Genomic DNA, 25,334 nt, shown 5'->3' with positions numbered 1-25,334 from the left:
TGCCATGGCCGCTTATATCCTCAGACGCCTGTTGTTGATGATTCCCACGCTGATCGGCGTGGTCACGCTGACCTTTGCCGTGACGCAATTCGTGCCGGGCGGACCGGTGGAGCAAATCCTGATCCAGATGCGCCATGGCGGGAGCCACGGCGAGGGGGGCGGGGCCGGCGGGTATCACGGCAGCCAGGGGGTCGACCCACAGCAGGTCGAGCAACTCAAGAAGCAATTCGGCTTCGACAAACCGCCGCTCGTGCGCTACGCGAGCATGCTCAGGAACTACGCGAGCTTCAATCTCGGCCAGTCGTATTATCAACATCAAAGCGTCTGGGCGGTGATCCGTTCCAAGCTGCCGGTGTCCATCACGCTGGGCCTCTGGACCGTGCTGCTGACCTACCTCGGCGGTGCCGCTGGGGATCTCGAAGGCCGTGCGAAACGGCTCCCGGTTCGATACCGCCACGAGCGTGCTCGTGCTGACCGGCTACGCCATTCCCGGTTTCGTATTGGGCGTGTTGCTGCTGATGCTGTTTGGCGGCGGTACGCTGTGGCAGGTATTTCCCATGCGCGGCCTTACCTCCGACGACTTCGACCAGCTCAGCATGGCGGGCAAGGTGCTCGATTATCTATGGCACATCGCGTTGCCGGTGACCGCTGCAGTGGTCGGCAACTTTGCGATCATCACGATCTTGACCAAGAACACGTTCCTTGAGGAGATCAGCCGGCAATACGTGCTGACCGCGCGTGCGAAGGGTGCGCCGCAACGTGACGTGCTCTGGAAACATGTGCTGCGCAACGCGATGATTCCGCTTTTGACCGGATTGCCTGCGGCTTTCGTGGGTGCGTTCCTCAACGGCAACCTGCTGATCGAGACATTGTTTTCGCTCGATGGCATGGGGCAGCTCTCCTACGACTCGGTGATCCGGCGTGACTATCCCGTCGTGCTCGGTTCGCTTTACCTGTTCACCCTGATTGGTCTTGTGACCAAGCTTATTGCGGACGTTTGTTATGTCCTCGTCGACCCCCGCATCCAGTTCGACCGGCTGGACCGGTGAGCGCATGAACGTCTCCGTGAATCCCATCATGGGCGAAGCTTCTGTCGCGACACCGCCGCCGTCCGAGTCGCCCGGCCGGCGCGTATGGTTGCGGTTCAAGGCGCAACGCCTGGGCTACTGGAGCACGATAGTTTTCGTCGCGTTGTTTGTCGTCAGCCTGCTCGGCGAGGTGTTGGCAAACGACAAGCCGCTGTTGATCCGCTACGAAGGACACTATTATTTCCCGATCGTGAAGGACTATTCGGAGAAGGTATTCGGCGGCGATTTCCCGGCCCGCGCGAACTATCTCGATCCGTATATTCGCGACCGGCTGGAGTCGAAGGGCAACTTCGCGATCTATCCGCCGAATCATTTCCACTATGACACCGTCGACTATTTCGCGACCACACCCAATCCCGCACCGCCCTCGGCCACCAACTGGATCGGGACGGACCAGTTCGGCCGCGACGTCCTTTCGCGCCTGCTGTACGGTTTCCGGCTCTCTGTGCTCATGGCGCTCGCACTCACGGTCTCGGGCGTCTTGCTGGGCGTCCTGACGGGCGCAGTGCAGGGGTTTTACGGTGGCCGCACCGACTTGATCGGCCAGCGCCTGATAGAGATATGGAGTTCGATGCCCGACCTGTACCTCCTGATCATCTTCGCATCGATCTTCGAACCTACCCTGTGGCTGCTGTTCATCCTGCTCTCGGCGTTCGGCTGGCTCACGCTGTCGGACTACGTGCGCGCCGAATTCCTGCGCAACCGTTCGCTTGACTACGTTCGCGCGGCTCGGACGATGGGGTTGTCGAACTGGCAGATCATGTGGCGTCACGTGCTGCCCAACAGTCTTACGCCGGTGATCACCTTCTTGCCGTTCCGCATGAGCGCGGCGATCCTCTCGCTCACGAGCCTCGACTTCCTGGGGCTTGGCGTGCCCGCACCCACGCCGAGCCTGGGCGAACTGCTCGCTGAAGGCAAAAACAATCTCGATGCATGGTGGATCTCCGGCGCGGCGTTCGGTGGCCTTGTCGTCACCTTGCTGCTGCTGACCTTCATGGGCGACGCGTTACGCAACGCGCTCGATACGCGCACGCGCGGTTCCGCATTCGGAGGGGCACAAAAGTGACGGCCCCTCTGCTGCAACTCGACGGTTTATCGATTGCTTTCGGCGACAAGACCGTCGTACGGGACCTCAATCTTTCGATCGGGCGCGGCGAACGCGTGGCGTTGGTGGGCGAATCGGGATCGGGTAAGAGCGTCACGGCGCTTTCCATCCTGGGTCTTGCGGACAACGCTCGCCAGACGGGGCGCATCCTGCTGGACGGCGACGATCTCCTGCAAAAGACCGAGCAACAGATGCGCGGCATTCGCGGCCGCGACGTCGCCATGGTCTTTCAGGAACCGATGACCGCGCTGAACCCCTTGTTCACGATCGGCAAGCAGATCGCGGAGAGCCTGCGTCTGCACGAAGGTTTGCGGCCCAACGCGGCACGCGAGCGGGGTATCGAGCTATTGCGGCGCACCGGTATCGCCGAACCGGAACGGCGTATCGACAGTTTCCCGCATCAACTATCGGGCGGTCAGCGGCAACGCGCGATGATCGCGATGGCGCTGGCGTGCCGGCCGCGCCTGCTGCTCGCCGATGAACCGACCACGGCCCTCGATGTGACGGTGCGCCAGCAGATAGTGGAATTGCTGATCGGCTTGCAGGAACAGGAGGCGGTCGAGCGCGGCATGGCGGTGCTGCTGATCACGCACGACCTGAACCTGGTCAAGCGCTTTGCGCAGCGCGTGGCGGTGATGGAGAAGGGCGTGCTGGTGGAAACCAATTCGACTGCGGAACTGTTTGCAAATCCGCAGCACCCCTACACGTGCCGGCTGCTTGACAGCGAGCCCGAACGCGCTCTAGACCCGATCGCTTCGGACGCACGGCGGCTGCTCGAAGTGCAGGGGCTGTCGGTAGACTACCGGACTTCGGTGAAAGGCTGGCGGTCCACGTTTTCGAAGTCTTCATTCCGCGCGTTGCAGGACGTTGGCATCACTTTGAGACGCGGCGAAACGCTCGGCATAGTAGGCGAATCTGGATCGGGAAAGTCCACGCTTGCCGCTGCCATCCTGGGCCTGCAGCGGCCGGCGCAAGGGATGATCCATATCGACGGGCAGTCCTTGTCCACGCTCAAGAGCGCGACCTCGCGGCGCAGTGTTTCGTCGCGGCTGCAAGTGGTATTTCAGGATCCCTACGGATCGTTGTCGCCGCGCATGACGATCGAGCAGATCGTGGGCGAAGGGATTGCATTGCATCGGCCGGAGGTGACGGCCGCAGCGCGCCGTCAACGCGTGGTGGCGCTGCTCGACGAAGTGGGTATGCCGGCCGATGTCCTGTCGCGTTATCCTCACGAATTTTCCGGCGGCCAGCGGCAGCGTATTGCCATTGCCCGGGCGCTCGCGGTCGAACCGGAAATGCTGATACTCGATGAACCCACGAGCGCGCTCGATGTATCGATACAGCAGCAGGTGCTTAACCTGCTCACGCGGCTGCAGAAAAAATACACGCTGAGTTACCTGTTCATCACGCATGACCTTGCCGTGATGCGCGCGATGGCACACAGGGTGGCGGTCATGAAGGCGGGGCGGATTGTGGAGATGGGCGACACGATGAACGTTTTGCAAGCGCCCGCGCATCCCTATACACAGGCGCTGCTCGCGGCGTCGATCGTAGCGAGCGCAGCGGCTTGACATGGCCAGGCCGCAACAAGGGCTAGTTGCGGCTAACTCAGGACACCGGCTCGTCGCTCTTTTCGTTCAGGCGATGTTTTACGCGCGGCGCGCTGAATGAGCCGGGCTCCGTCGAGTCCGGCCCCGAACTCGGTTTGTCAACCGGCGCTGACGGCTTACCCGGCCCCGGCACGATCATCTTGCGCAGTTGCGGCGCGATCGAGGTCGCCTCGAAACACAGCTTGATGCCGAAGCGCGCGCGGTTGAGCAGGTGCGCCGTCGACACCGTCCGCCAGAACCGGTTCGGGTTAAAGCCGGGATAGCGAGCCTCGCGTTCGATCAACGCCTTGCCATCGGGCAAGTGGACGAAGCAGCAATGCTGGAACCATCGAAGGTCGCGATGCGTGTTGCCGGTCCAGTGCCGGCCGATCGCCTGGTACGCGCCCAGCTCCACGATCTGTTGCCCTTCGTCAGCAAGCGTATTGAGTGCGGCGGAGATAAATGACTCGTCGCCGTGATGCTGCAGGCGCTCAATCTCGCCGACATATCGTTCAAAGTGTGCGCGGGCGCGAGGCACCAGCGCCCTGAGGAACGCGCTCGTGCTGAGGAGGAACTCGCCGCCATACCAGCGCGGATTGAGCAGATGCCGGCCGGCCACGATCTCAAGATCCTTGATGACGCTGGCGCTGCCGTAAGCCGGGAACACTTGATCCGATATGTCGAACGCGCCGACTCCTGCATCGGCGCAGAGTTGAAGCAACTCATCGTCCAGGGGACGGATGGCGACAATGTCCGAGTCGAGTTGCAGCAGCAACATGTCGGTCGTGAGCAGGTCGGCTACTTGTTCAAGCAGGTCAAGCTTGAAATGCGCCGCGTAGAACTCCGTGCTCCTTGGAACGTTGACGCTGGTGATCAGTTCGTGAACAAGCGGACGCCGCTCTTCCGGCGCAATGGAAAAGCATGCGTTGACCGTGTCCGGTGCGTTCGTGAAGACGTTAAGCCGGGGCATGCCTGCATGAAGCAAGGTCTTGTTTAAACAAAGCGCCTGGCGGGCGTAGGACAGCGGATCCTTACTCGTGCTATTGGGACTGGCGGTTGCGTCGACATCGACGAAGACCAGGGTGCAAGGAAAAATTTCCATTGTTTAGTGTCCAATTCCTTATCCAAGAATTTGTTGCTGATTTGAATCGGGCCATTTGAATACCCACCGTTATAAGCATCGTGGAAGATACAAATACTATGTGTCCGCCAAAATGCCAGACACGTGAGACATATACACAGGAATTAGCAGGATTCAGATTACCGGCAATGACACACATGGATATACGAGTTGGAAAGCCATTATTGAGCGGCAAGAGCTACCGTGGTTTTCGAATAACAGTAAGCTTGACCGTGATCCTTGGCGATTGTGGCGTAATGTGCCGGGGTTAAATAATGGCAAGGGCTTCGTCGCTGCGTTTTGCGCGAGCTGAGCTTACCGAATCGTGGACGTGCTTAAGACTTGCTGACGAAGAAGTGCTGACACATCCGGCGTAACAGTCTTCAGTCGTTACGTAACATACGGGTCGCGTCATTCGCAGGGTGCCTTGCCCGAGCGTGCAAACTGTGTCGCGTGTAGGGTTTGCCGGCCTTCACATGAGCTCAACGTACGCCAGGCCGCGCATTTGGCCAACTGGCACGGCTTGTGCGTGAAGAAGCCCGGTTCATGACGCGTGGTGTTATGTGCGATTGATGGACTGGGCGCCTGCCGACCGGTGGCGCCGCACCCCCGGGAGCGGACGGATGCGACGATGATGACCCAACCTGGCGACCAACTATGTCAGCAGGTGCGCAAGGGTTTGCGTGCCGGCGAGTTTCAGCTTGCGTTTCAGGGCGTATACCACGCAAGGACAGGCGCTTTGTCGAGCGCCGAGGCCTTGATTCGATGGATGCATCCGCAATACGGCATGTTGTTGCCGGGCGCGTTCATCAGCGCGGTCGCCGATCCGGGCGTGGCGTCGGACATGACGCAATTTGTCATCGACAGCACCTGTTCTCACCTTGGCTCATGGCAGCGCGAAGGGCATCCGGCGTTTCCCATCGCGGTCAACGTGCCGCCGTCGGTGGTCGCCAGGGCGAGCTTCGCGCGGCGGCTGGAGCAGTCCGCGCGCTCGCACGGTGTTGCGCCGGGACTGTTTCAGGTGGAGTTGTCCGAGGCGGAAGACGCGACGAAAATCCTGGCTTCGAAGGGACTGATGGATGCATTGCGCGAGATTGACGTGCATATAGCTATCGACGATTTCGGCACCGGATATTCCTCGCTTGCCATGCTGAGCGCGCTTGACGTGGATGTGGTCAAACTGGCGAAGGAATTGCTGGAGCGGGTGCCGGACGATCCGCGTGCATGCGAGGTGGTATCCGCGATACTCAACCTGCTGGAAAAACTGGCTGTGACGGTGGTGGTCGAGGGCGTGGAGACGGCCGCTCAGGCGCAGTGGCTGGCACGCTGGCCGAACGTATTGGCGCAAGGTTTCTATTTCGCGAGGCCGGTGTTCGGGCTATCGAATATTCCCGGTTGCAAACGCGAGCCGGCGCGGCCGCTGCAACTCGTTGGGTGATGAAACCGGGATTGAGAAAAATAGCCGGCGACCGTATCGGCATTTAGATAGGGCCGGAATAGCAGATGTGACAGAAACTGAAATGCTGCGATATCACCGATGCCTTTCGATTCAGAAAACTGCACCTTTCGAGGGCGTCGATTAATTTAGTCATGGCAGAAAAAACGGGGTATTAACGCATAAAGGAAAAGACTCTTCGACGAGTTTGAGTGCATTGGTTCCTCATGAATTTTCGCGCGTTAGCCAAGTTGAAATACGGGCCGGTCCTGAACCAAAACTTATAAAACCAAAATCGAATTCGACGGTAGTCGGCCTCGACGCCCGGCTATATTCATGACTGAAGCTGTTGCCTCCAGCAGAATCAGGCAATCGAAAGCAATGACCCCAAGCGCGCCAACCTGGCCGGGTTGTGCTGCGTTCGCCTATCCCGAGTAAGCTTTAACGGGATTTCCGCGCGGGTATGGTTCTGGCGATGCAACCTCAGGCGTCGGCCCGAACCGCCACCTTCATTCCGACGCACCAATACAACCGACTTTCCGATCTATAAACAGGAGCTTTCCATGATGAATCGAGACAACCCCGTGTGGCTCATCACCGGCTGCTCGACAGGCTTCGGCCGTGAGCTGGCCAAACTTGTGCTGGAGCGCGGATGGCGCGCCGTGGTGACGGCGCGGGACCCGTCCAAGCTCGCGGATCTGGCCGAAGGCTATGGGGACCGTGCGCTGGCGTTGCAGCTAGACGTGACCGACCGCAAGCAGATCGCCGATGTTGTCGCGAAGTCGCAGAAGCATTTCGGCCGTATCGATGCGCTCGTGAATAACGCGGGTTACGGTTATCTGGCGGCGATTGAGGAGGGCGAAGACGACGCCGTCCGCGCAATGTTCGAGACCAACGTATTTGGTCTGGTCGACATGACGAAGGCCGTACTGCCCATCATGCGTGCCCAAAAAAACGGCCTCATTGTCAACATTTCGTCGATAGGCGGGATCACGAGCTTCGCGGCAACCGGCTACTATCACGGCACCAAATACGCGGTGGAAGGCATCTCGGAGTCGCTGGCGATCGAGGTGAAACCGCTGGGCATTGACGTGCTCGTGGTTGAGCCCGGACCATTCCGCACCAACTGGGCCGGGCCGTCGATCAAGCAGTCGGCTACGCGCATTGATGACTATGCGGCTACCGCGGGCGAGCGCCGCAAGCAGACCGAAGCGCGCAGCGGCAATCAGGCGGGCGATCCGGTGCGCGCGGCACAGGCGATCATTGACGCGGCACTCTCCGACACCCCGCCGTTGCGCCTGTTGCTTGGCAAAGCCGCGCTTGAGCTGGCGCGCAAGAAAGTCGCTTTGCTGACTCATGACTTCGACACGTGGGAGAAGGCGACTATTGGCGCCGACTTTCCCGAAGGCTCGAAGTAAGCCGGAACATCGCGCGGCGTGTGGTAAGTGCTGGGTATCAAGCTCTGGCTATCATGCGTCGCGCGAGGGTCTTTCTGATCCCTTGCAGCGAGTGGTGACCGTGGCGCACGCTTCTTCTGTTTTCCTCAAGTGAAATGCGTGCGCCTTGAGTGTTGAACACCGCCAAACAATAAAGCACGCTTGGCGGGTCTCCTCCATACGTGTCGTCCATGCCCTGGCTTCCATCACATGAGATAAGAGCGCACACGCTTGGGCTGCAGGAGGCCGCCCTGCGTGATCGCGATTGCAGGAAATGCCGCTTCCGCGAACATTTTGCATAAGGCAAACTTATGGACATCGACGGAAAACGCTGCAGCTTTGCACGTTCCTCGCCTTCACGGGCATCCTGGGAACCTTGCTAAGCCGGCGCCGCGCCAAACCGGAGCGCCTATGAGACGACCGCGTCACCCCATCGACCTGCGCGCGCTGCAGGCGTTCGTTGCCGTCTGCGATACAGGTTCGATGACTGCCGCCGCGAAGCAGCTTGGCGTGAGCCAGAGCGCGATCAGCCAGGCTGTATCGGCGCTCGAACGCGAGCAGGGTACAAGCCTGTTCGACCGGGACAGCCGCCCGCCGCGTGCCAACAGCGCAGGGCGAGCTTTGCTCGAGCTCGCTACGCCCTTGCTCGATCACGCGCAACGCGTGAGTGCCCGCATCGACGAGGTATCCGATGCAGGCAACGCTTCGGTTCGGCTTGGTTGTGTGGACTCGTTCGCGGCCACTATTGGTCCGGAGTTGATTCGCGCACTCTCGGGTTCGTCGCGGCAGATTGCGTTGTGGTCGGGACTGACGCCGGGGCTGACCAAGCAGCTGCACGATCGCGAGATCGATCTGGCCGTATGCACCCAGACTGTCATTTCGGACCCGCGTATTGTCGAGATTCCCCTGTTCTCCGAGGCATTCGTGGCGGTTGCGTCGCGGCGCTTCCTCGCGTCGCGACCCGCGGCGGACTGGCGTATGCTCGCGAGCAATCTTCCGTTGATCCGTTATACGGGGCGCTCGGTGATCGGCCAGCAGGTGGAGCGCTTTGCGCGGCACCTCGGTATTGACAGCCCGCGGCGTTATGAATTCGACGCCACCGACCCGCTGCTCAGCCTCGTTGCCGCAGGTCTCGGTTTCGCCATCTCCACGCCGCTTTGCTTGTGGCAGGCGCGTCATTATCTGGAGGAAATCGATGTGTTGCCGCTGCCCCCGGGCGGCCTTGCACGCCGCGATTTTTTCCTGCTGCATCGTGAGAGGGAATGGGACGGCTTTGCGGCCGAACTGATCTCGTTGACGCGTGGGGTGCTCGACCAGCGCATTCGCCCGGCGCTCCAGCAAGCGCTACCCAACCTGCCGGACGACGCGATCCAATAACCGCTATCGACTTGCCTATTGATCCTTTTCCACACCTCTTTCATACGCTTACTTCGCCCGGATTCCATCATGACCGATCTCTACACCTTGCATCGCGGCGACGCGCCGCTGCTTATTTCCATTCCGCACGTGGGCACTGAAATTCCTGAGAGCTTGCGGCCGTTGTACACGGACATAGCGCTCACCGTCGCCGATACCGACTGGCATCTCGATCGCCTGTATGACTTCGCCCGCGAGATGGGCGCGACGATTCTTGGCGCACGTATCTCGCGCTATGTGATCGACCTGAACCGTCCGTCGAACGATGAGAGCCTCTATCCGGGCCAGACGACAACGGGCCTGTGCCCGGGCGAAACCTTCCGTGGCATGCCGCTATATCGCGATGGCGCGGGGCCCGATGCTGCCGAGAAAGCGCGGCGCGTCGTCACCTATTGGCAGCCGTATCACGACGTGCTTGAGGCAGAACTCGCGCGATTGCGGGCGGCGCATCCGAACGTATTGCTGTGGGAAGCGCATTCCATTGCAAGCGTGCTGCCGCGTCTGTTCGAGGGCAAGCTTCCGGATCTGAACGTCGGTACGCAGGATGGCCGGACGGCGGCGCCTGGCGCATTGCAAGCCGTCACGAATGCCGCAGCGCAAAGCGCTTATACGTGGATCGCCAACGGCCGTTTCAAAGGCGGCTACAACACGCGTCACTATGGAACGCCTGAGACCGGTGTTCACGCGATACAACTGGAAATGTGCCAGTCGACCTACATGCACGAGACGGAACCGTTCGATTACGCGCCCGAAGCAGCCAGTCAGGTTCAGGTGGTGGTGAAGGACATGGTGGGCGCTGCGCTGGATGTGATCCGAGGGCTGTGATCCGAGGGCTGTGATCGTTCCCGCTTAAGCGTTCAAGCGTTGGACCGGCCGCGGCCGCGGGGCATCCAAGCGCGATTTTCAACGATCTCTTAACATGGCCCACGCAATATCGAAGCTCGCTGCCCGCGTCGCCGGCGCGGTAGCGGCTCATTGGCTTTCAATGGAAAGGAGAGGACATGGAATATCGCTTACTGGGTGAAACGGGTTTCAAGGTGCCCGTGCTGAGTCTGGGCACCGCCACGTTCGGCGGCAGCAATGATTTTTTCAAGGCGTGGGGCAGCACCGACGCCGACGGCGCGCGCAGCCTGGTCGACATTGCGCTGGAGGCCGGCGTCTCGATGTTCGATAGCGCCGACATCTATTCCGATGGCATGGCGGAAGAGATCCTCGGCAAGGCAATTGCCGGACGCCGCTCGAAGGTGATCGTATCGACGAAAGGAACGTTTCAATTCGGCTCGGATGTGAACAGTGTCGGCTCGACCCGGCATCATTTGACGCAAGCCATCCATGGCAGCTTGAAGCGCCTGAACACCGACTACATCGACATCTATCAACTGCATGGTTTCGACGCATTGACGCGCGTGGAAGAAACCCTGCGCACGCTGGACGACTTCGTGCGCGCGGGCAAGATCCGCGTGATCGGCTGCTCGAATTTTTCCGGCTGGCACTTGATGAAATCGCTGGCGGTGTCGGACCGTGAAGGCCTCGCGCGGCATTCGGTGCACCAGGCTTATTACTCGCTGACCGGCCGCGATTTCGAGCATGAACTCATGCCGCTGGGACTGGACCAGAAGGTCTCGACCATTGTGTGGAGTCCGCTGGGGTGGGGGCGTCTGACAGGCAAGATCCGTCGCGGCAGCCCGTTGCCGGAGAACAGCCGTTTGCACAAGACGGCGGACATGGGACCGCCGGTTGCCGATGAATATGTCTACGGCATTGTGGATGCGCTGGATGCCGTGGCCAAGGAAACCGGCAAGAGCGTGCCGCAGATTGCGTTGAACTGGCTGCTGCAGCGGCCGACAGTCGCGAACGTGATTGTGGGTGCTCGCGACGAGAAGCAGTTCCGCGAGAACCTGGGCAGTGTAGGGTGGTCGTTGAGTGCTGAGCAGATCGCGGCGCTGGATAAAGCGAGCACGTTGCCGTTGCCGTATCCGTACTGGCATCAACGCGGGTTCGCGGATCGCAATCCGTCGCCGGTGTAACGAGGGGGGGCACGCCGCTTTCATGTGCGGATTGCGAGCAGCTCCCGCTGTTATTTTGCGGCTTGACGCAGCGACGTGATCGCTTCGTTTGCTACGCCGTTGCGCCTGATTTGCATGAGTCGATCGCCGAGTTTCTCACGCGCCTGTTCGGTATCGTAGTGCGTTTGAAGATTCATCCAGCTTTGCGGATCGACGCCAAAAAATGCGCCGAGACGAACGGCAGTGTCGGCGGCGACGGCGCGTTTCCCTTGAACGATTTCACTGATGCGACGTGCCGGTACATCGATTGCTTTTGCGAGCGCGTACTGAGTGATGCCCATTGGGGCGAGCCATTCTTCCGCGAGGATATCGCCGGGAGTGTGCGAATCGCGACGCGTTCGAAATTCACAAATCGCGCAACGCGTCCATCTTCAGCGTCACCTGTCCTCTACCGCATCCCCACGCTCGGCAATAATCCGTCCCAGTTCCCGCGTTGAAGGCACGCGGCGCATTGGATTCGTGGATCCCAGTTCATCGTCGGCCAGGTTTTCAATCAGCGCCAGCAACACCTTCCGCGCGGTCTTGATGTCTTGCTCACTCAGGCCCACCACGCTGACATCATTGACTTCCTCGGCGAGCGGAACGAGCTTCTCTTTCAGCGCCCGGCCTTCGGCGGTCAGGAACACGTGCACGTTTTTCTTGTTGTCCGGCATCTGCTGGCGCTCGACGTAACCCAGCGCTTCCATGGCCTTGACGGCCGCAAAGGTCGTTGGCTCCATTACTCCCGCCTGCGTGCTCAGCTCACGCTGCGTCAAGCCATCCGTCTCCCACAAGATCCGCAGGAATGTCCAGTGCCCGTACGACACGGTGTGCTCCGCAAGCCGCATCTGCAGCGCGCGCACCAGCGAACGCGCGGCATCTTTCACGAGATGGGCCAGCCGGTCGTTCGGTACAGCGTCGTGCCAGTGACGCAGGATTGCAGCAGTTTCGCGAGGCGCGCTGTCCGCAGTTTTTTTTCTAGTCATGACCGTGTTTCCCAAAGCTCGAGATGTTGCCCAGGCCAACATGATAGCCGCTCGGAACGAACCTGAAGAGCGGCGCCGCACCGTGCGGGCATGATGGAAAAATCGCGTGTTATTGGCGAGGCGTTTCATCCATGACTGCACTTACGCCAGTCACTCTCGTCGCCGGCAGCATCCTCGCAAACGACACTGCCATGGACGCCAGTTCCTGCGCAACCGGCGTCAACGGCACGCCTGCGCGGCGCAGCAGATACACGCGCGTACTCAACGCCTGCTCTTTGATCGGGACGATCTCCACATGGTCCCTGAAGAACGGATGGGCTGCGAGACGCACGGGTTCGAGCGCCAGATAATCGCTGTTCGCCACGCAATGCAGCGTGTCGAACACGGCCTCGGTCGTAGCCGCGATACGGGGAGGTTCAAGCCCCGCGTCTTCGAACAAAACGGACAAGCGGTTCACGACATCACCCGAATGACGAGGCCGGGTGCTGACCCACTCGCAGTCCTTCAGAGCACGCAACGTTCGCGCGTGGCCTAGCGGATGGCCTCGCCTCGCAATCACGGTGACTGGCGATTCGAACAGCGTGGTCGCATCCAGGTCGTGGATGTCGGCTTCGTTCGATACCAGCGCCAAGGCGAAATCCAGGCTGCCGTCGCGCACCCACGCCGTCAGGACGCGCGACGTGGCGCTGGTGAGGTGCACATCGATACGCGGACATCGCTCGCGAAAACTCGCCAGCAGCGCGGGAAATAATCGCATCATGGCTTCAGCCGCGACGCCGAGCGAGACTTGGCCGGTCAACTCGCCGCGTAACTGGCGCATTTCGTTTTCGGTTCGCACGCACTCGCCAAGGATCACGTCGGCGCGAATGCGCAAGCGCTCGCCGATGGACGTCAAGCGTGCACCACGGTGCCCACGTTCGAACAAGGGGCCGCCCGCGCTGGTCTCGAGTTTCCTCAACTGCTGCGTCACGCCGCTTTGCGCAATGCCGAGCCTGCGCGCCGCCGCCCTGAGGCTACCGGCTTCAGCGACAGCGACGAATACGCGAAGTTGCGTCAAGGTCAGGTCCACGATAACCGCCCGGGGTGATAAGTAAAAGTGATCATGATAAGTAAATCGGCCCTGTTTGGTGGCATTTTGCGCTCGTACCATGCAAACGTGTTATCCCCATCCCCGTCTCAACCACTGAGTAAGCGCCGATGAAACCCCTCTTTTCGTTGCTGGTCGCCGCCGTGATCGCGGCCTTGACCATCTCCACGCCGGCCTTCGCGAAAGACGCGAACGTATTGCGCCTCGGCATTGATCCGACGTATCCGCCCATGGACGTAAAAATGCCCGACGGTAGCGTGACGGGTTTCGACGTCGATCTCGCCAACGAGATTTGCCGCCGCATCGCGATGCATTGCCAATGGGTCGAGATGGAGTTTTCCGGCATGATCCCGGCGCTGCAGGCACGCAAGATCGACGCGATCATCTCGTCGATGGCGATCACCGAAAAACGCATGCAGCAGATCGCGTTTTCGACCAAGCTGTTCCAGTTCAAGTCACGTTTGATCGCGAAGACCGGCGCGCCGCTGACAGTTAGCGCAGAGGGTCTGCGCGGCAAGCGCATCGGCGTGCAGAGCGGCACGCAGTTCGAAACTTACGCACAGAAGAACTGGCAGTCGGGTGGTGTGGAGGTGGTTGCGTATCAAAGCCAGGAGGGCGTATTCGAGGATCTGCAGGCCGGCCGGCTGGACGCGGCGCTGCTCGGGTCGGTGGAAGCAGATAACGGCTTCCTGAAGACCCCGAGAGGCAAGGGTTTCGGTTTTGTCGGCGGGCCGCTTGAGATGGGCGACCATGGCACCGGCATCGGCCTGCGCAAGGACGACGTTGCGCTCAAGGCGAGCATCGATAGCGCGATCGCTGCCATGCGTGCCGACGGCACCTACCAAAAGATCGCCCACAAGTACTTCGACTTCGACGTCTACGGCAACTAACAGGATTTTCAGGAGTATTCGATGCACATCCAAAGCACGCCGCTGGTTTCCACATCCATTGGCACGCGCCGCGAGTTCGTCAGCTTTCACTTCGGCACACCGGGTACGGGCGAGAAGATCTATGTGCAGGCGTCACTGCACGCGGACGAAATACCCGCAATGCTGACCGCATGGCGCCTGAAGCAACGGCTGATCGAACTGGAAAAGGCGGGACGCATTCGCGGCGAGGTGATCCTGGTGCCGGTCGCAAACCCGATCGGACTTTCGCAGCATGTACTCGGTCAGTTCCTTGGACGCTTCGAGTTGAATAGCGGCCACAACTTCAATCGCAGCTTTCCGCTGCCTGCTGCCGCTGCTTTGGTCGAGCGCATTGGTAGCCAGTGGACGCAGGACGCCGACAGCAACACGCGTTTATTGCGGCGAGCGGTATGCGACATGCTCGCTGACGTCAAGCCGAAGAATGAGTTCGAGTCCTTGCGGCGCGAGATGCTGATCATGGCAGCCGATGCCGACGTGATCCTCGACCTGCATTGTTCGCTTGAAGCCACCATGCACCTGTACACGAGCCCAGCGAGCTGGCCGGCGGTCGAGCCGCTTGCGCGTTATCTGGGCGCGAGCGGTGTCTTGCTGGCGGCGGACTCGGGCGGCCAGTCATTCGACGAGGTTCATACGCAACTATGGAACGACGTTCGTGCGCTTCTGGGCGAGGGCACGCCGCTCGCCGCGCCGAACGTTGCACTGACAATCGAGCATCGCGGCCAACGCGACGTGTCCTATGAACTCGCAGAACAGGACGCGGACGCGATTGTCGATTACCTGATGTATCGGGGTGTGATCGAAGGCAAGGCGCGCGAACTGCCGCCGCTCAATCATCCCGCGACACCGCTGGCCGGCAGCGAGCAGTTCATTGCACCGGCAAGCGGCGTGGTGGTGTATCGCGCACAGGTTGGGGCACATCTGAAAGCGGGTGACCCGGTCTTCGATATCGTCGATCCGATCACGGACGAAGTGACCACGCTCACTACGAAGAACGACGGCGTTTTTTATATGCGTCGGGCGATTCGCTTTGTGATCGCGGGCGCACCGATGGGCCGTGTAACGGGCGCGGTCCCGTTCAGGACCGGCGTGTTGATCGGCGCGTAAATAGCGTCACTGGAGGCGTCACTCGAGGCGTCACTTCGCCTCGCCCGCGCGAGCGCGTGTGGACCCTCGCGAAGCAGAAATGCCGGCCCCTGCTTCGGCGGGCATCCGCATGAACATCGGATAGGAAGTGATAACGACCAGTGCGGTAACAATAAAAGCCGAGGCCAACTGCCACCGTTCGGCATGCGCGCCGGGGGCCACGATCATGGTGACTTGAATGGTCCCCGCCGCGACCGTCACACCGACCGCCTTCATCAATTGCTGAGCGGTCCCCTGGAATGAGGTGGCGGCAGCAAGCTTGGTCTTGGGCACGTCGGCAAAAGCGAGCGCGCCCATGGTGGCGAAGCTAAGCGAGCGCGACAATCCGCCTACAAGCAGCAACAAGAAGATGGCGCCCGCGGGCCAGTTCTGCGACATGAATGAGCACGCCACGAGCACTGCGGCAAACGAAACACTGCCTGCGCACAAGACGGTCCGGACGGAAAAGCGCCTTAGTGCAAGCGATGTCATGGGCCGCATGCAAAATGATCCTAGCGCGCTGGCGAACGTGACGAGGCCACTAGCGGAGGCGCTATAGCCGAAGCCGGTTTGCAACGTCAGCGGCACGAGAAACGGCAGTGCGCCGGCACCGGCACGGAACAAACTCCCCGCAATAGTCGCCGCATGAAAGGTCGGAATGGCGAGCAGCGAGAAATCGACAGCCGGATTGTCCACGCGGCGGCAGTGCCTGACGGCCAGCCAGAACATCAGTACGCCTGCAGCGACGCATGCGGGCGACGCAAACGGCGACAGGACCCCACGTCCGGCGCATTCAATGCCGATCATGAACAGCGTCAGTGACCCGCCTATCAACATCATTCCGCGCACGTCGGGCGGCGCATGATGTTCGGGAGGCGCGGCCGGCAGCAAGCGCCACGTCAGCAGCAAACCCACTATGCCGACAGGCACGTTGACCCAGAAGATGCTGCGCCATGAGAGGGTATCGGTGAGGAAACCCCCTAGTGGCGGACCCATCAAGGGGCCGATGAGAGCCGGCATGGTGAGCCAGGTGGTGGCCTGCAACAACTCTTCGCGTTTGACGCCACGGAAAAGGATCAGACGTCCGACCGGCACCATCATGGCCCCGCCGATACCCTGCACGATGCGCGCAGCAATGAGCTGCGGGAGGTTTGCGGCCGCTGCGCACGCGAGCGAGGCCAGCGTGAAGGTTGCAATTGCCCACATGAAGACGCGCTTCGCACCGAAGCGGTCGGCCACCCATCCGCTAGCCGGAATGAATACCGTCAGCGCCACCAGATAAGCGGTAATGGCGCCGCTCAGATGGACCGGGTCGACGCCGAGATCGCGCGCCATGGCGGGCAGCGCCGTCGCGACAATCGTACCGTCCATGTTTTGCATAAAAAGCGCGCTGGCTACAACGGCGGCGGTGATGCGGAAGTTGGCAGGTTTCACGAGGCGGTGAGCGTATTTCAGGTAGAGCCAACGACGCGCCTTGCAGCAAGGCCCCGAGGGTTCGATCGATTGCGTGGCACCAGAGTCTACTTGAACCACGGAGCACGAGGTGAGAGCGTCGCGGCGCTGAATTCATTACAAAAGCCGTACAGTCAGGGTGTGGGTTCAAGACACGAAGCGTGCTAAGTCAGGGTAATTACTATGAATAACACCGTCGCGCGCGCCACACTAATAGGACTAGGATGGCGTATGAAACTCAATTTCCCGAACCCAAGCCGTTCCTATGACGACTCCCGGCACTGTGTGTGCTTTTGGGGGTATGACGGTTCGCGCGAGATCGCATTCCAGATAGACGATGCGGCCCTCTCGAGTTTCAATCCGCAAATGGGGTCGGGTGAATCCGCCGTGCTCGCCGCCTTCGATCTGTACCGCGAACGCATTCTCCTGAAAGCCGAAGGGCTGTACGTACGCGGCGCGCAAAACATCTTCAAGATATCCTGAGCTTGATTGCACGTGCTGCTCCGGCTAATCGCCGGCCTCGGCAGAACTGCGCGCTGCAGCTCTGACCTGCCGCGTATAAAATCGCAGCATGTCCAAGCCGATTCCCACGCAGCCTGAAAGCCGGACCCGCCGGCTGACGCAAAGCCCGCCACAGGTGGGGGCAGAGCACGCGTTGCCCTTGCATACGCCCGGCACCGCATCGCTATTGCTGGCCGCGTGCATCGCGACAATAGCGTGGCTGGCGCTCGCCGCGCAAACCGATATCACGGTCCACCGAATGCTGGCCAGGGGCTTAAGCGTATTCGATGGGTTTGAACGCCTTAGCAGCTATCTGACGAACCTGACCGTATTTGCGGTTGCCCTTTGTTTTTCGTTTGTCGCCGCGCTTGGCCGGTCGCCGCTCGGGAGATTTTTTCGCCAGCCGCCGGTGGTGACGGCGGTCGTGGTGTACATCGTGTTTGTGGGACTGGCTTATAACTTGTTGCTGCGTCACTTGTGGACGCCTTCGGGATACCGGGCGGTGCTCAACGAATGCCTGCACACGATCGTTCCGCTATTGTCGGCAATCTACTGGGTGCTGTTTGTGCCGCGTTTTCACCTGACTCTGCGGCAATGCGTGCTGTGGCTGATCTATCCGCTAGGTTATCTGTGCATCACGCTTTGGCGCGGCAGCACGTCGGACTTTTATCCCTATCCGTTCATTGATGTCGGTGAACTTGGCTATCCGCATGTGCTGCTCAACGCGACCTTGCTCGTGCTGGCGTTTGTCACGCTGATGGGCGTGTTCATCGCTTTGAATCACAGGCGTGCGCATTAGCGCCTCTTCGTCTGGCCGCCGGTCGCGTAGTTGCGCGAACGGCGGTGCCTCAGAACGTGTGCATGGAGACTACTTCGGCGCGTAGTGCATGTCGCCATTGCCGAAGGACCAGTCTTCGCGATTCGTCTCGACCAGGTTGATCCAGACATCTTCCTTTCGTACGCCCGTCTTCGCGTGTATGCCGTCCGCCACCGCGCGATAAAACGCTTTCTTCATCTCAATCGTGCGGCCGGTGTTCCACGTCACCTGGATAAATACGATCCCCGGCGTGTAGGTCACGCCCAGGTATCCCTCTGCCGGGTAGATCAATTCGTCAGGCGCATGGCGCGTGATGATCTGAAACTTGTCGTGCTCGGGCACTTTGACTACGTCGATCATCGCGTCGTACACGACGTTGCTGATTGCTTGAACGACTTCCGGCGATGCAGTTTGCGCGAGATTGATTCGAACGAGTGGCATGGTTTGACCTCAGGCTTAAGTGGGGAATGGGAACGCTGGCCACGACATAAGCAGCGTGCTGCCGCGGCGAGAATTTGCGCACTGAATTAAAAGACATCTCAGTCGCACGGTTTGCCATTGAAGATTAGACTAGGTAGAAACTTGCATCAAGCGCATAGTTTTCATCTTAATCATGAGAGCCAGGCATGTTATTCGAAGACCTTAAAACCCTGGTTGCGGTGCTCGACCACAATTCATTGACGCGGGCGGCGGACGTATTGTCCTTGACCCAATCGGCTATATCGCGGCGGATTCAGCATCTTGAAGCGGTCCTTGGCGCGGAACTTCTGGACCGCAACAGTAAGCCTCCTCAAGCAACCGCGCTTGCACGCCGGATCTACGAACAAGCGGTTCCGCTGATGCGCAGCGTGAATCAACTGCTTGAGATTCCCCGGGAAGAGGCGGTGCCGAGCGGAACGTTTCGGCTGGGCCTTTCGCAGGTGGTAGCGGAGATCGTTTTATTCGACGCGGTAATGCGTCTGAAAGCGGCGTTCCCGGCGCTGGAGGTTCAGTCGCATACGGAATGGAGCACGGGGTTGCTGCAGCAGGTCAGCCTTGGGAAGCTGGACGCAGCAACGTTGCTGCTGCCATCCCCCAGCACGCTGCCGGCCAATGTGGCGGGCCGGTTTATCACGACGCTCGAGGTGCTGGTGGTCCAGAGCAAACGGCGGCCAGTGGTTGAGCGGCGCTCGACCATCAAGGCGCTTGCGGAGCAGGATTGGATCCTCAACCCGCTGGGTTGCGGTTACCGTGCCGCGCTGGAGCGGGCGATGCAAGCGGCGGGGCGCGAACTGAGGTTGAGCGTGGATACGCACGGCACCGAGATGCAACTGAAGTTGATTGCTGCAGGGCTTGGTTTGGGGCTGGTGCCGCGGAGCGTGCTTCGCCGAAGTGATTCGTATGCCGAACTATCCGTCGTTGACGTGAAAGACTTTTCATTAAGTCTCGATATCTGGCTGATTCACGCTGTTCAGTTAGGGAATTTAAAGAGTGCAGCCAGTGTGTTTGGCGATGCCGTGGCCGAGGGGTTCCCGAGTGCCGCTGCTGGTCGCAGCCGCTAAGAAACTGCGTGCAATGGTTTCCTTCGGCGCTGGGACCGGCCAGTCGGGTTTTGATGAGCGTGCGTCGTTGGCTGAGCAAGCGTTCCATGCCCCTGCCAACGACGCACGAAGTCGCTTACTCTCCCGACTTTTCGATCGCCCGCCGATACGCGTCACGCGCTTCAATACGCCGGACAAACGCCGTGAGGTTGGGGTACGCTTCTTCGCCGCAGAACTTCACGGCCATCTGGACGGCGAACGACAGTTGAACGTCGGCGCCGGTCAGTTCGTTGCCAATGAAATAGTCTCGTCCTGCGAGCTCGCTGTTCAGAAAGCCGAGGTGCCTTTGCATTTCACTTTCAATGCGCGGCTGCAGCGGTGCAGCGCCATCGCCAAGCCGGCTCGTGTAGAGCTTGAGCATGAGCGGCAGCATGGCCGAACCTTCCGCGTAGTGCAGAAACTGCAAATAACGATTGTAGTCACGCGAGTCCGACGAGGGTGCAAGCCGGCCGTTTCCATATTTGCGCACCAGATATTCAATGATAGCGCCGGACTCGAAGATCACTTCATCACCATCCCGAATCACGGGCGCCTTTCCCAGCGGATGAATCTTCTCAAGTTCAGGCGGGGCCAGGCGCGTCTTTGGATTGCGTTGGTAAGCGTGGACGGTGTAGTCGAGTCCGAGTTCTTCGAGCAGCCACGTAATGCGTCGCGACCGGGATTCGTTTAGATGATGGACTTCGATCATGGATAACCTTGTGATTTGAACGTTCAAGAAGGGGGGCGCCGCGGGTAGCACGCAAGCTTCGGTCCACATCGATGTGGTGACCATGCAATTAAATCGGGCCTGCTTGTACGGCTCGACGAACCCTACGGCTCGACGAAACCTACGGCTTGACGAAGCGCAGCGTCATCCGGTCCGATTCGCCAATGGCGGCGAAGCGCGCGCGGTCAGTATCGCCGCCGCGGTAAGTCGGCGGCAAGGACCACACGCCGTGCGGATAGTCCTTCGTATCGCGGGGATTGCTATTGATCTCGCTGCGCGCGGCAAGCTTGAATCCCGCTGCCTGCGCATGCTCGATCACGTAGGCTTCGGTCAGGTAGCCGGTATCGATCATTTGCTGAACCGATGTGCCTGGTAGTGCGCGATGCTCTTCCACACCGAGCACGCCGCCCGGTTTCAGGACCGAATAGAACGCACGCAGGTTGGCATCGACCTGACCGTCTTCTATCCAGTTGTGAATATTACGGAACGTCAGCACGCGATCAACTTGCAGCCCTGCAGGCAAGCCGCCGAACTGCCCCGCTTGCAACGTGCCGACCACAACCGTTCCGAAGGTGTCGGGCGCGGCAGCGAGCTTGCGCTCGAACACGGCATTGCTCTTTGCTTCTCCGGCAGGAAGCTCCCCTTGGGGCGGCAGATATTGCGCTTCGTAAAGCGTGCCGCGCGCCCGCAGATAAGGCCCGAGGATGTCCGTGTACCAGCCGCCGCCCGGCGCGATTTCCAGCACGCTCTGGTTCGGTGCGAGCCCGAAGAATTCCAGTGTCTCTTTCGGATGCCGGTACATGTCGCGCGCCTGCGCCTTGTCTCCACGATACGGCGCGGCAATGGCGGAATCGAGTGATATCGGCGCGGTGGGCGTTGCGCACGACGCTAGCAGCAGGGCTGCGGGCAACGCCAGAAACGCACGCCGCATGAGACGGGGGGTAGGGAGCATTTTCATGCGGGTTATTATCGGGCAAAGTGCGTGGCTTGTCAGAGCGAGTCTGTTTTACCCCGCGCGACCTTCAGGTTTCTAAAGGGGCCGCGCGTATGACCGGCTCAATTTGAACCATGCAATCGAACGCTCAGAGCAGCGTCCTGACATGCCATAACTCAGGAAACAGCACGACGTCCAGCATCTTTCGCAAATAAAGCGCGCCGCTGGTTCCGCCCGTGCCTTGCTTGAAGCCGATAATCCGCTCAACGGTGGTGACGTGGCGAAAGCGCCATTGCCGGAAAGAATCTTCGAGATCGACGAGCTCTTCCGCCATCTCGTAGAGCTCCCAATGCTGCGTCGGCTCGCGGTACACCGTAAGCCACGCCGCTTCCACGCTGGCGTCGTGCGTGGTCGGCTGACTCCAGTCGCGCTCCAGCCTTTGCGGTGCGACCGGGAAACCGCGGCGCGCAAGCAGGCGGATGACTTCATCGTAGAACGAGGGGGTGTCAAGCGTCGCCTTGACCTCGGCGAGCACGTTCGGACGATGCGCATACGGCTTGAGCATCTGCGCATTCTTGTTGCCTAGCAGGAACTCGATCTGCCGGTACTGATGCGACTGGAATCCGGACGATGCTCCCAGATAAGGCCGCATTGCCGTGTATTCGGACGGCGTCATGGTCGCGAGAACGCTCCACGCCTGGACCAGCTGATCGAGTATGCGCGAAACACGCGCGAGCATCTTGAATGCGGGCGGCAGGTCATCGCGACGCACGGCGGCGAGCGCCGCATGCAGCTCATACAACGCGAGCTTCATCCATAACTCGCTCGTCTGATGCTGCACGATGAACAGCATTTCGTTGTGGTCAGGCGAGAGCGGGTGCTGCGCTGACAGGAGCGTGTCGAGCGAGAGATAGTCGCCGTAGCTCATCGAACCGGAGAAGTCGAGCTGCGCGTCATGCCAGCCTTCGGGCTTCGGCTCAGCGTTGCCGGCCGGCCCGTAGCCCATGGGACAGCCGCCCGTGCCTTCGCTTTCATGTGATTGTGTCATCGCGCGTTCTCCGCTTGTGTCAGGTAACGGCGCCACGTTCGGCGAACTCGGGTGCACGCCATGCTTCGGTCGCAAGCACGTCGCGTAATGTTTCAACGGCGTCCCATACATCCACATAGCGGGTGTAAAGCGGTGTGAAGCCGAAGCGCAAGATGCGCGGCTCGCGGTAGTCGCCAATCACGTTGCGCGCGATCAGCGCCTGCATGACCTCATATCCATGCGGATGTTCGAAGCTTGCCTGCGATCCGCGTTCAGCATGTGCTCGCGGCGTCACGAGCTGCAACGGAAATTCGCTGCAGCGTGTCTCGACCAGTTCGATGAACAAGTCGCTCAGCGCCAGCGATTTCCGACGCAATGCAGCCATATCGGTTTGCCCGAACACGTCGAGGCCGCATTCGATCATCGACATCGAGACAATAGGTTGCGTGCCGCACAAGAACCGGCCGATGCCATCATCGGGCCGATACTCGGAGCTCATTTCAAAGGGCTTCTTATGGCCCCACCAACCGGACAGCGGTTGTGAGAAAACATTCTGCAGCCGCTTCGGCACCCAGATGAACGCGGGGGAACCCGGTCCGCCATTCAGGTACTTGTAGGTGCAGCCGACGGCGTAATCCGCACCGGCGCCGTTGAGATCGACGGGGACCGCTCCTGCTGAATGTGCCAGATCCCAGACCGCGAGCGCCCCCGCCCGATGGATCACACGGGTCAACGCGGCCATGTCGTGCATGGCGCCCGTGCGGTAATTGACGTGCGTGATCATGGCGATGGCCGTGTTCTCGCCGATAGCGCTGGCGAGCTCGGATGCATGATCCACAAGACGCAGTTCATATCCGCGATCCAGTTGTTCGATCAGGCCTTGAGCAATGTAGAGATCGGTCGGGAAATTCGAGCGTTCGGAGACAATGACACGGCGCTTGGGGTCGCGCTCATCGGCTACTCGCAGCGCCGCCGACAGGATCTTGAAGAGGTTGCTGGAAATGGTGTCGGTGACAACCACTTCGTCCTCGGCCGCGCCAATCAACGGAGCCAGCTTGTTGCCAAGCCGCTTGGGCAACGCGAACCATCCCGCTGTATTCCACGAGCGGATCAAACCGTCGCCCCACTCGCCGGTGATGACGGCGGCGGCGCGCGAGGCGGCGGCCTTGGGCGGGACGCCAAGCGAGTTGCCGTCCAGATAGATGGTGTCGAAGCCCAGCGCGAACTGCTCGCGCAAACTGGCTAGCGGATCGTCGCGGTCGAGTGCCGCAGCATCGTCTCTATGGTTCATTGAAGCGTATTCCAGTGAGTTATTGTGTCCGTGCCAGACGGAAATCCGCGTCTCGCCGCCGTCTGGCGGAGCGCGTGCCCATGCCTGAAAGCTTAGCCGAGAAAGGTCTTTAATTGATTGCGAAACAAACGCGGCGTTTGAGTCCAGATGCAATTTTCTTCGATGAAAACCGCGCTTAAGCGCAATAAATTGATTGCGATCTGTTATGGGCGGCATTCGGGTGCGCTCACCAAGCCGTCGGCCGGGTCCGCTAAGCTGTTGCCGCTCGCCTGCAGCAGCGTTACTCGTTACCATGCAGCCAACCCTCAGCGCGTTACTTAGATCAGACCATCGCTCATGACCCACCACGTTCTTGCCTCGACCCTGACCGACTGCGTCGATCATCACTTTGACCAAGAGGTCCAGTTCCTTTGCGCGCTTGTGCAAAAACCGTCGGACAATCCGCCGGGCGATTGCGCCGGCCACGCGGAGATGGCGGCGCAATGGCTGGAGCGGATTGGCTTCACGGTCGAACGTCATCCAGTGCCGGCCGACGATGTCACGCGTGCCGGCATGATCAGCGCGACAAACCTGGTGATTCGCCATTGCTTCGGCGCGGGGCCGGTGATTGCGCTGAACGCGCACGGCGACGTGGTGCCGCCAGGCGATGGCTGGACCGCCGATCCATACGGTGCCGAGATTCGCGATGGTTTCATGATCGGGCGCGGCGCAGCGGTATCGAAGTCGGACTTCGCCACCTATGCGTTCGCGTTGAAGGCCTTGATCGAGAGTGGTGCGACGCTCGGCGGGACGGTGGAGCTGCACTTGACCTATGACGAAGAAACCGGCGGCCTGATCGGGCCGGGGTGGTTGTTGAAGCAGGGCATCGTGAAGCCCGATTACGCCATCTGTGCAGGCTTTTCCTATGCGATCACGACAGCGCATAATGGTGCGATCCATTTGGAAGTCACGGTGCGGGGCAAGTCGGCGCACGCGGCGCGGCCCGATACCGGGCACGACGCACTGGAGGCCGCTACGGCGGTGCTCAATGCGCTGTACGCTCATCGGGCAGCATTGCGCGAGATCCATTCGAAGACGCCGGGAATTGATCATCCAACTTTAGTTGTGGGTCTGATCAAAGGCGGCATCAATACAAATGTGGTGCCTGACAAGGTGAGTTTGCGGCTCGACCGGCGGGTGGTGCCGGAGGAGAATCCGCAGGACGTGCTTAAGCAATTGAAGACGTTGATCATGGCGTCGGTGGAAGGCTTGGCCGGCATTGGCGTGGAGATACAAGAGGTGTTGGTTACGTCGCCGTTGTGCTCGCTTGACGGCGCAGAGCGCTTGTCACAAGCGTTGCAACGCGCGGCCCTGGTTACTTTGCAGCGTGACATTCCGACCGAGGGCGTGCCTCTTTACACCGATGCCCGTCTGTATTGCGAGGCGGGCGTACCAACGGTTATCTACGGCGCCGGTCCACGGACGTTGCTTGAGGCGAACGGGCATCGGGCCGACGAGCGTGTCGCGCTTGAAGACTTGAAGGTCGCGACGAAAACGGTTGCGATTGCGCTTGCGGATTTGCTTGGGCAACAGCCCTAAGCCGTATCCTGCGTCGGCGCGGATAAAAACCGACAACGCTATCGCGCTTCAAAAGGCGCGCTGCGGTTTATCGTGTTCTTGCCGACGCAA

23 protein-coding genes and 1 pseudogene are annotated in these 25,334 nt (G+C 60.4%); 14 read left to right on the top strand and 10 right to left on the bottom strand.

The window, feature by feature from the left end; translation table 11 throughout:
• Positions 1-4 precede the first annotated feature (4 nt).
• The 3 genes and pseudogenes from BSU04_RS33095 (at position 5) to BSU04_RS33085 (ending at position 3,764) form a co-directional block, all read left to right on the top strand.
• Positions 5-1,049, top strand: a pseudogene (locus tag BSU04_RS33095) (microcin C ABC transporter permease YejB).
• Positions 1,003-2,154: an ABC transporter permease gene (locus BSU04_RS48140; protein WP_089164181.1), complete on the top strand. Its 1,152-nt coding sequence runs from the start codon at positions 1,003-1,005 to the stop codon at positions 2,152-2,154. The pseudogene BSU04_RS33095 and the gene BSU04_RS48140 overlap by 47 nt, the downstream one beginning before the upstream one ends.
• On the top strand, positions 2,151-3,764 hold the full coding sequence (locus BSU04_RS33085) for an ABC transporter ATP-binding protein (protein ID WP_179258503.1): 1,614 nt from the start codon (positions 2,151-2,153) through the stop codon (positions 3,762-3,764). The genes BSU04_RS48140 and BSU04_RS33085 overlap by 4 nt, the downstream gene beginning before the upstream one ends.
• 37 nt (positions 3,765-3,801) lie before the next feature.
• Here the strand turns inward: BSU04_RS33085 and BSU04_RS33080 are convergent, their stop codons facing one another.
• The gene (locus BSU04_RS33080) at positions 3,802-4,884 is read right to left on the bottom strand and encodes a hypothetical protein (protein ID WP_089164182.1); all 1,083 of its coding nucleotides are present in this window, start codon (positions 4,882-4,884) and stop codon (positions 3,802-3,804) included.
• Positions 4,885-5,533: 649 nt separating this feature from the next.
• On the opposite strand from BSU04_RS33080, the gene BSU04_RS33075 reads away from it, so the two are divergent.
• The 5 genes from BSU04_RS33075 to BSU04_RS33055 all read left to right on the top strand — a co-directional run bounded on the left by BSU04_RS33075 (position 5,534) and on the right by BSU04_RS33055 (position 11,216).
• A complete protein-coding gene (locus BSU04_RS33075) occupies positions 5,534-6,340 on the top strand; it encodes an EAL domain-containing protein (RefSeq protein WP_089164487.1) in 807 nt (268 codons plus the stop codon).
• A gap of 560 nt (positions 6,341-6,900) precedes the next feature.
• The gene (locus tag BSU04_RS33070; RefSeq protein ID WP_089164486.1) at positions 6,901-7,755 is read left to right on the top strand and encodes an oxidoreductase; all 855 of its coding nucleotides are present in this window, start codon (positions 6,901-6,903) and stop codon (positions 7,753-7,755) included.
• A gap of 429 nt (positions 7,756-8,184) precedes the next feature.
• Entirely contained in the window at positions 8,185-9,150 is a 966-nt protein-coding gene (locus BSU04_RS33065; protein ID WP_089164485.1) for a LysR family transcriptional regulator, read from the top strand.
• A 69-nt stretch (positions 9,151-9,219) separates the two neighbouring features.
• Positions 9,220-10,014 carry an N-formylglutamate deformylase gene (gene hutG, locus BSU04_RS33060; protein ID WP_089164484.1) on the top strand — a complete coding sequence of 265 codons (795 nt, stop codon included), beginning with the start codon at positions 9,220-9,222 and terminating at the stop codon, positions 10,012-10,014.
• 176 nt (positions 10,015-10,190) lie between these two features.
• Positions 10,191-11,216 carry an aldo/keto reductase gene (locus tag BSU04_RS33055; protein ID WP_089164483.1) on the top strand — a complete coding sequence of 342 codons (1,026 nt, stop codon included), beginning with the start codon at positions 10,191-10,193 and terminating at the stop codon, positions 11,214-11,216.
• A gap of 50 nt (positions 11,217-11,266) precedes the next feature.
• On the opposite strand, the gene BSU04_RS33050 is transcribed toward BSU04_RS33055, so the two are convergent.
• The 3 genes from BSU04_RS33050 to BSU04_RS33040 all read right to left on the bottom strand — a co-directional run bounded on the left by BSU04_RS33050 (position 11,267) and on the right by BSU04_RS33040 (position 13,289).
• On the bottom strand, positions 11,267-11,608 hold the full coding sequence (locus BSU04_RS33050; RefSeq protein ID WP_089164482.1) for a HigA family addiction module antitoxin: 342 nt from the start codon (positions 11,606-11,608) through the stop codon (positions 11,267-11,269).
• A 24-nt stretch (positions 11,609-11,632) separates the two neighbouring features.
• Entirely contained in the window at positions 11,633-12,220 is a 588-nt protein-coding gene (locus tag BSU04_RS33045; protein WP_089164481.1) for a MarR family winged helix-turn-helix transcriptional regulator, read from the bottom strand.
• Between the two features lie 109 nt (positions 12,221-12,329).
• The gene (locus BSU04_RS33040) at positions 12,330-13,289 is read right to left on the bottom strand and encodes a LysR substrate-binding domain-containing protein (protein WP_089164480.1); all 960 of its coding nucleotides are present in this window, start codon (positions 13,287-13,289) and stop codon (positions 12,330-12,332) included.
• Between the two features lie 128 nt (positions 13,290-13,417).
• Here BSU04_RS33040 and BSU04_RS33035 point away from each other — a divergent pair, with 128 nt between their 5' ends.
• Positions 13,418-14,197 (top strand): transporter substrate-binding domain-containing protein, encoded by a 780-nt coding sequence (locus BSU04_RS33035; RefSeq protein WP_089164479.1) that lies wholly within the window; start codon positions 13,418-13,420, stop codon positions 14,195-14,197.
• A gap of 21 nt (positions 14,198-14,218) precedes the next feature.
• A complete protein-coding gene (locus tag BSU04_RS33030; protein WP_089164478.1) occupies positions 14,219-15,340 on the top strand; it encodes a succinylglutamate desuccinylase/aspartoacylase family protein in 1,122 nt (373 codons plus the stop codon).
• 30 nt (positions 15,341-15,370) lie between these two features.
• Here the strand turns inward: BSU04_RS33030 and BSU04_RS33025 are convergent, their stop codons facing one another.
• The gene (locus tag BSU04_RS33025; protein ID WP_089164501.1) at positions 15,371-16,792 is read right to left on the bottom strand and encodes an MFS transporter; all 1,422 of its coding nucleotides are present in this window, start codon (positions 16,790-16,792) and stop codon (positions 15,371-15,373) included.
• A gap of 249 nt (positions 16,793-17,041) precedes the next feature.
• Here BSU04_RS33025 and BSU04_RS33020 point away from each other — a divergent pair, with 249 nt between their 5' ends.
• Together BSU04_RS33020 and BSU04_RS33015 are read left to right on the top strand one after the other, a co-directional pair.
• Complete coding sequence (locus tag BSU04_RS33020; protein ID WP_089164477.1) at positions 17,042-17,293, top strand: DUF1488 domain-containing protein; 252 nt, start codon at positions 17,042-17,044, stop codon at positions 17,291-17,293.
• An 88-nt stretch (positions 17,294-17,381) separates the two neighbouring features.
• Positions 17,382-18,110: a Pr6Pr family membrane protein gene (locus BSU04_RS33015; RefSeq protein WP_179258516.1), complete on the top strand. Its 729-nt coding sequence runs from the start codon at positions 17,382-17,384 to the stop codon at positions 18,108-18,110.
• 69 nt (positions 18,111-18,179) lie between these two features.
• Here the strand turns inward: BSU04_RS33015 and BSU04_RS33010 are convergent, their stop codons facing one another.
• Complete coding sequence (locus BSU04_RS33010) at positions 18,180-18,569, bottom strand: tautomerase family protein (RefSeq protein WP_089164476.1); 390 nt, start codon at positions 18,567-18,569, stop codon at positions 18,180-18,182.
• 185 nt (positions 18,570-18,754) lie between these two features.
• On the opposite strand from BSU04_RS33010, the gene BSU04_RS33005 reads away from it, so the two are divergent.
• Positions 18,755-19,669, top strand: coding sequence for a LysR family transcriptional regulator (locus tag BSU04_RS33005; protein WP_089164475.1), 915 nt, complete (start codon positions 18,755-18,757; stop codon positions 19,667-19,669).
• A gap of 115 nt (positions 19,670-19,784) precedes the next feature.
• On the opposite strand, the gene BSU04_RS33000 is transcribed toward BSU04_RS33005, so the two are convergent.
• The 4 genes from BSU04_RS33000 to kynU all read right to left on the bottom strand — a co-directional run bounded on the left by BSU04_RS33000 (position 19,785) and on the right by kynU (position 23,666).
• Complete coding sequence (locus tag BSU04_RS33000; RefSeq protein WP_089164474.1) at positions 19,785-20,396, bottom strand: glutathione S-transferase family protein; 612 nt, start codon at positions 20,394-20,396, stop codon at positions 19,785-19,787.
• Between the two features lie 139 nt (positions 20,397-20,535).
• Positions 20,536-21,372 carry a class I SAM-dependent methyltransferase gene (locus BSU04_RS32995; protein ID WP_089164473.1) on the bottom strand — a complete coding sequence of 279 codons (837 nt, stop codon included), beginning with the start codon at positions 21,370-21,372 and terminating at the stop codon, positions 20,536-20,538.
• Positions 21,373-21,496: 124 nt separating this feature from the next.
• Positions 21,497-22,396, bottom strand: a complete 900-nt coding sequence (gene kynA / locus BSU04_RS32990; RefSeq protein ID WP_089164472.1) for a tryptophan 2,3-dioxygenase — start codon at positions 22,394-22,396, stop codon at positions 21,497-21,499.
• A 19-nt stretch (positions 22,397-22,415) separates the two neighbouring features.
• A complete protein-coding gene (gene kynU, locus BSU04_RS32985) occupies positions 22,416-23,666 on the bottom strand; it encodes a kynureninase (RefSeq protein ID WP_089164471.1) in 1,251 nt (416 codons plus the stop codon).
• Positions 23,667-24,002: 336 nt separating this feature from the next.
• Between kynU and BSU04_RS32980 the strand changes: the two genes are divergently transcribed.
• Positions 24,003-25,244, top strand: a complete 1,242-nt coding sequence (locus BSU04_RS32980) for a M20/M25/M40 family metallo-hydrolase (protein WP_089164470.1) — start codon at positions 24,003-24,005, stop codon at positions 25,242-25,244.
• The last annotated feature ends 90 nt before the right edge of the window (positions 25,245-25,334 follow it).

The sequence above is a fragment of the Caballeronia sordidicola genome (assembly GCF_002220365.1).
Classification (GTDB): Bacteria; Pseudomonadota; Gammaproteobacteria; order Burkholderiales; family Burkholderiaceae; genus Caballeronia; species Caballeronia sordidicola_C.
The sequence above is the reverse complement of the archived record's forward strand: the minus strand, read 5'-3'. Positions and strand labels throughout refer to the sequence as shown.

Excerpts from the sequence above, each read along its gene's own strand:
- BSU04_RS48140 (WP_089164181.1), top strand. The coding sequence starts at position 1,003 with ATGTCCTCGTCGACCCCCGCATCCAGTTCGACCGGCTGGACCGGTGAG.
- BSU04_RS33080 (WP_089164182.1), bottom strand. The coding sequence starts at position 4,884 with ATGGAAATTTTTCCTTGCACCCTGGTCTTCGTCGATGTCGACGCAACC.
- BSU04_RS33075 (WP_089164487.1), top strand. The coding sequence starts at position 5,534 with ATGATGACCCAACCTGGCGACCAACTATGTCAGCAGGTGCGCAAGGGT.
- BSU04_RS33070 (WP_089164486.1), top strand. The coding sequence starts at position 6,901 with ATGATGAATCGAGACAACCCCGTGTGGCTCATCACCGGCTGCTCGACA.
- BSU04_RS33065 (WP_089164485.1), top strand. The coding sequence starts at position 8,185 with ATGAGACGACCGCGTCACCCCATCGACCTGCGCGCGCTGCAGGCGTTC.
- hutG (WP_089164484.1), top strand. The coding sequence starts at position 9,220 with ATGACCGATCTCTACACCTTGCATCGCGGCGACGCGCCGCTGCTTATT.
- BSU04_RS33055 (WP_089164483.1), top strand. The coding sequence starts at position 10,191 with ATGGAATATCGCTTACTGGGTGAAACGGGTTTCAAGGTGCCCGTGCTG.
- BSU04_RS33045 (WP_089164481.1), bottom strand. The coding sequence starts at position 12,220 with ATGACTAGAAAAAAAACTGCGGACAGCGCGCCTCGCGAAACTGCTGCA.
- BSU04_RS33035 (WP_089164479.1), top strand. The coding sequence starts at position 13,418 with ATGAAACCCCTCTTTTCGTTGCTGGTCGCCGCCGTGATCGCGGCCTTG.
- BSU04_RS33030 (WP_089164478.1), top strand. The coding sequence starts at position 14,219 with ATGCACATCCAAAGCACGCCGCTGGTTTCCACATCCATTGGCACGCGC.
- BSU04_RS33020 (WP_089164477.1), top strand. The coding sequence starts at position 17,042 with ATGAAACTCAATTTCCCGAACCCAAGCCGTTCCTATGACGACTCCCGG.
- BSU04_RS33015 (WP_179258516.1), top strand. The coding sequence starts at position 17,382 with ATGTCCAAGCCGATTCCCACGCAGCCTGAAAGCCGGACCCGCCGGCTG.
- BSU04_RS33010 (WP_089164476.1), bottom strand. The coding sequence starts at position 18,569 with ATGCCACTCGTTCGAATCAATCTCGCGCAAACTGCATCGCCGGAAGTC.
- BSU04_RS33005 (WP_089164475.1), top strand. The coding sequence starts at position 18,755 with ATGTTATTCGAAGACCTTAAAACCCTGGTTGCGGTGCTCGACCACAAT.
- BSU04_RS33000 (WP_089164474.1), bottom strand. The coding sequence starts at position 20,396 with ATGATCGAAGTCCATCATCTAAACGAATCCCGGTCGCGACGCATTACG.
- BSU04_RS32995 (WP_089164473.1), bottom strand. The coding sequence starts at position 21,372 with ATGAAAATGCTCCCTACCCCCCGTCTCATGCGGCGTGCGTTTCTGGCG.
- kynA (WP_089164472.1), bottom strand. The coding sequence starts at position 22,396 with ATGACACAATCACATGAAAGCGAAGGCACGGGCGGCTGTCCCATGGGC.
- kynU (WP_089164471.1), bottom strand. The coding sequence starts at position 23,666 with ATGAACCATAGAGACGATGCTGCGGCACTCGACCGCGACGATCCGCTA.
- BSU04_RS32980 (WP_089164470.1), top strand. The coding sequence starts at position 24,003 with ATGACCCACCACGTTCTTGCCTCGACCCTGACCGACTGCGTCGATCAT.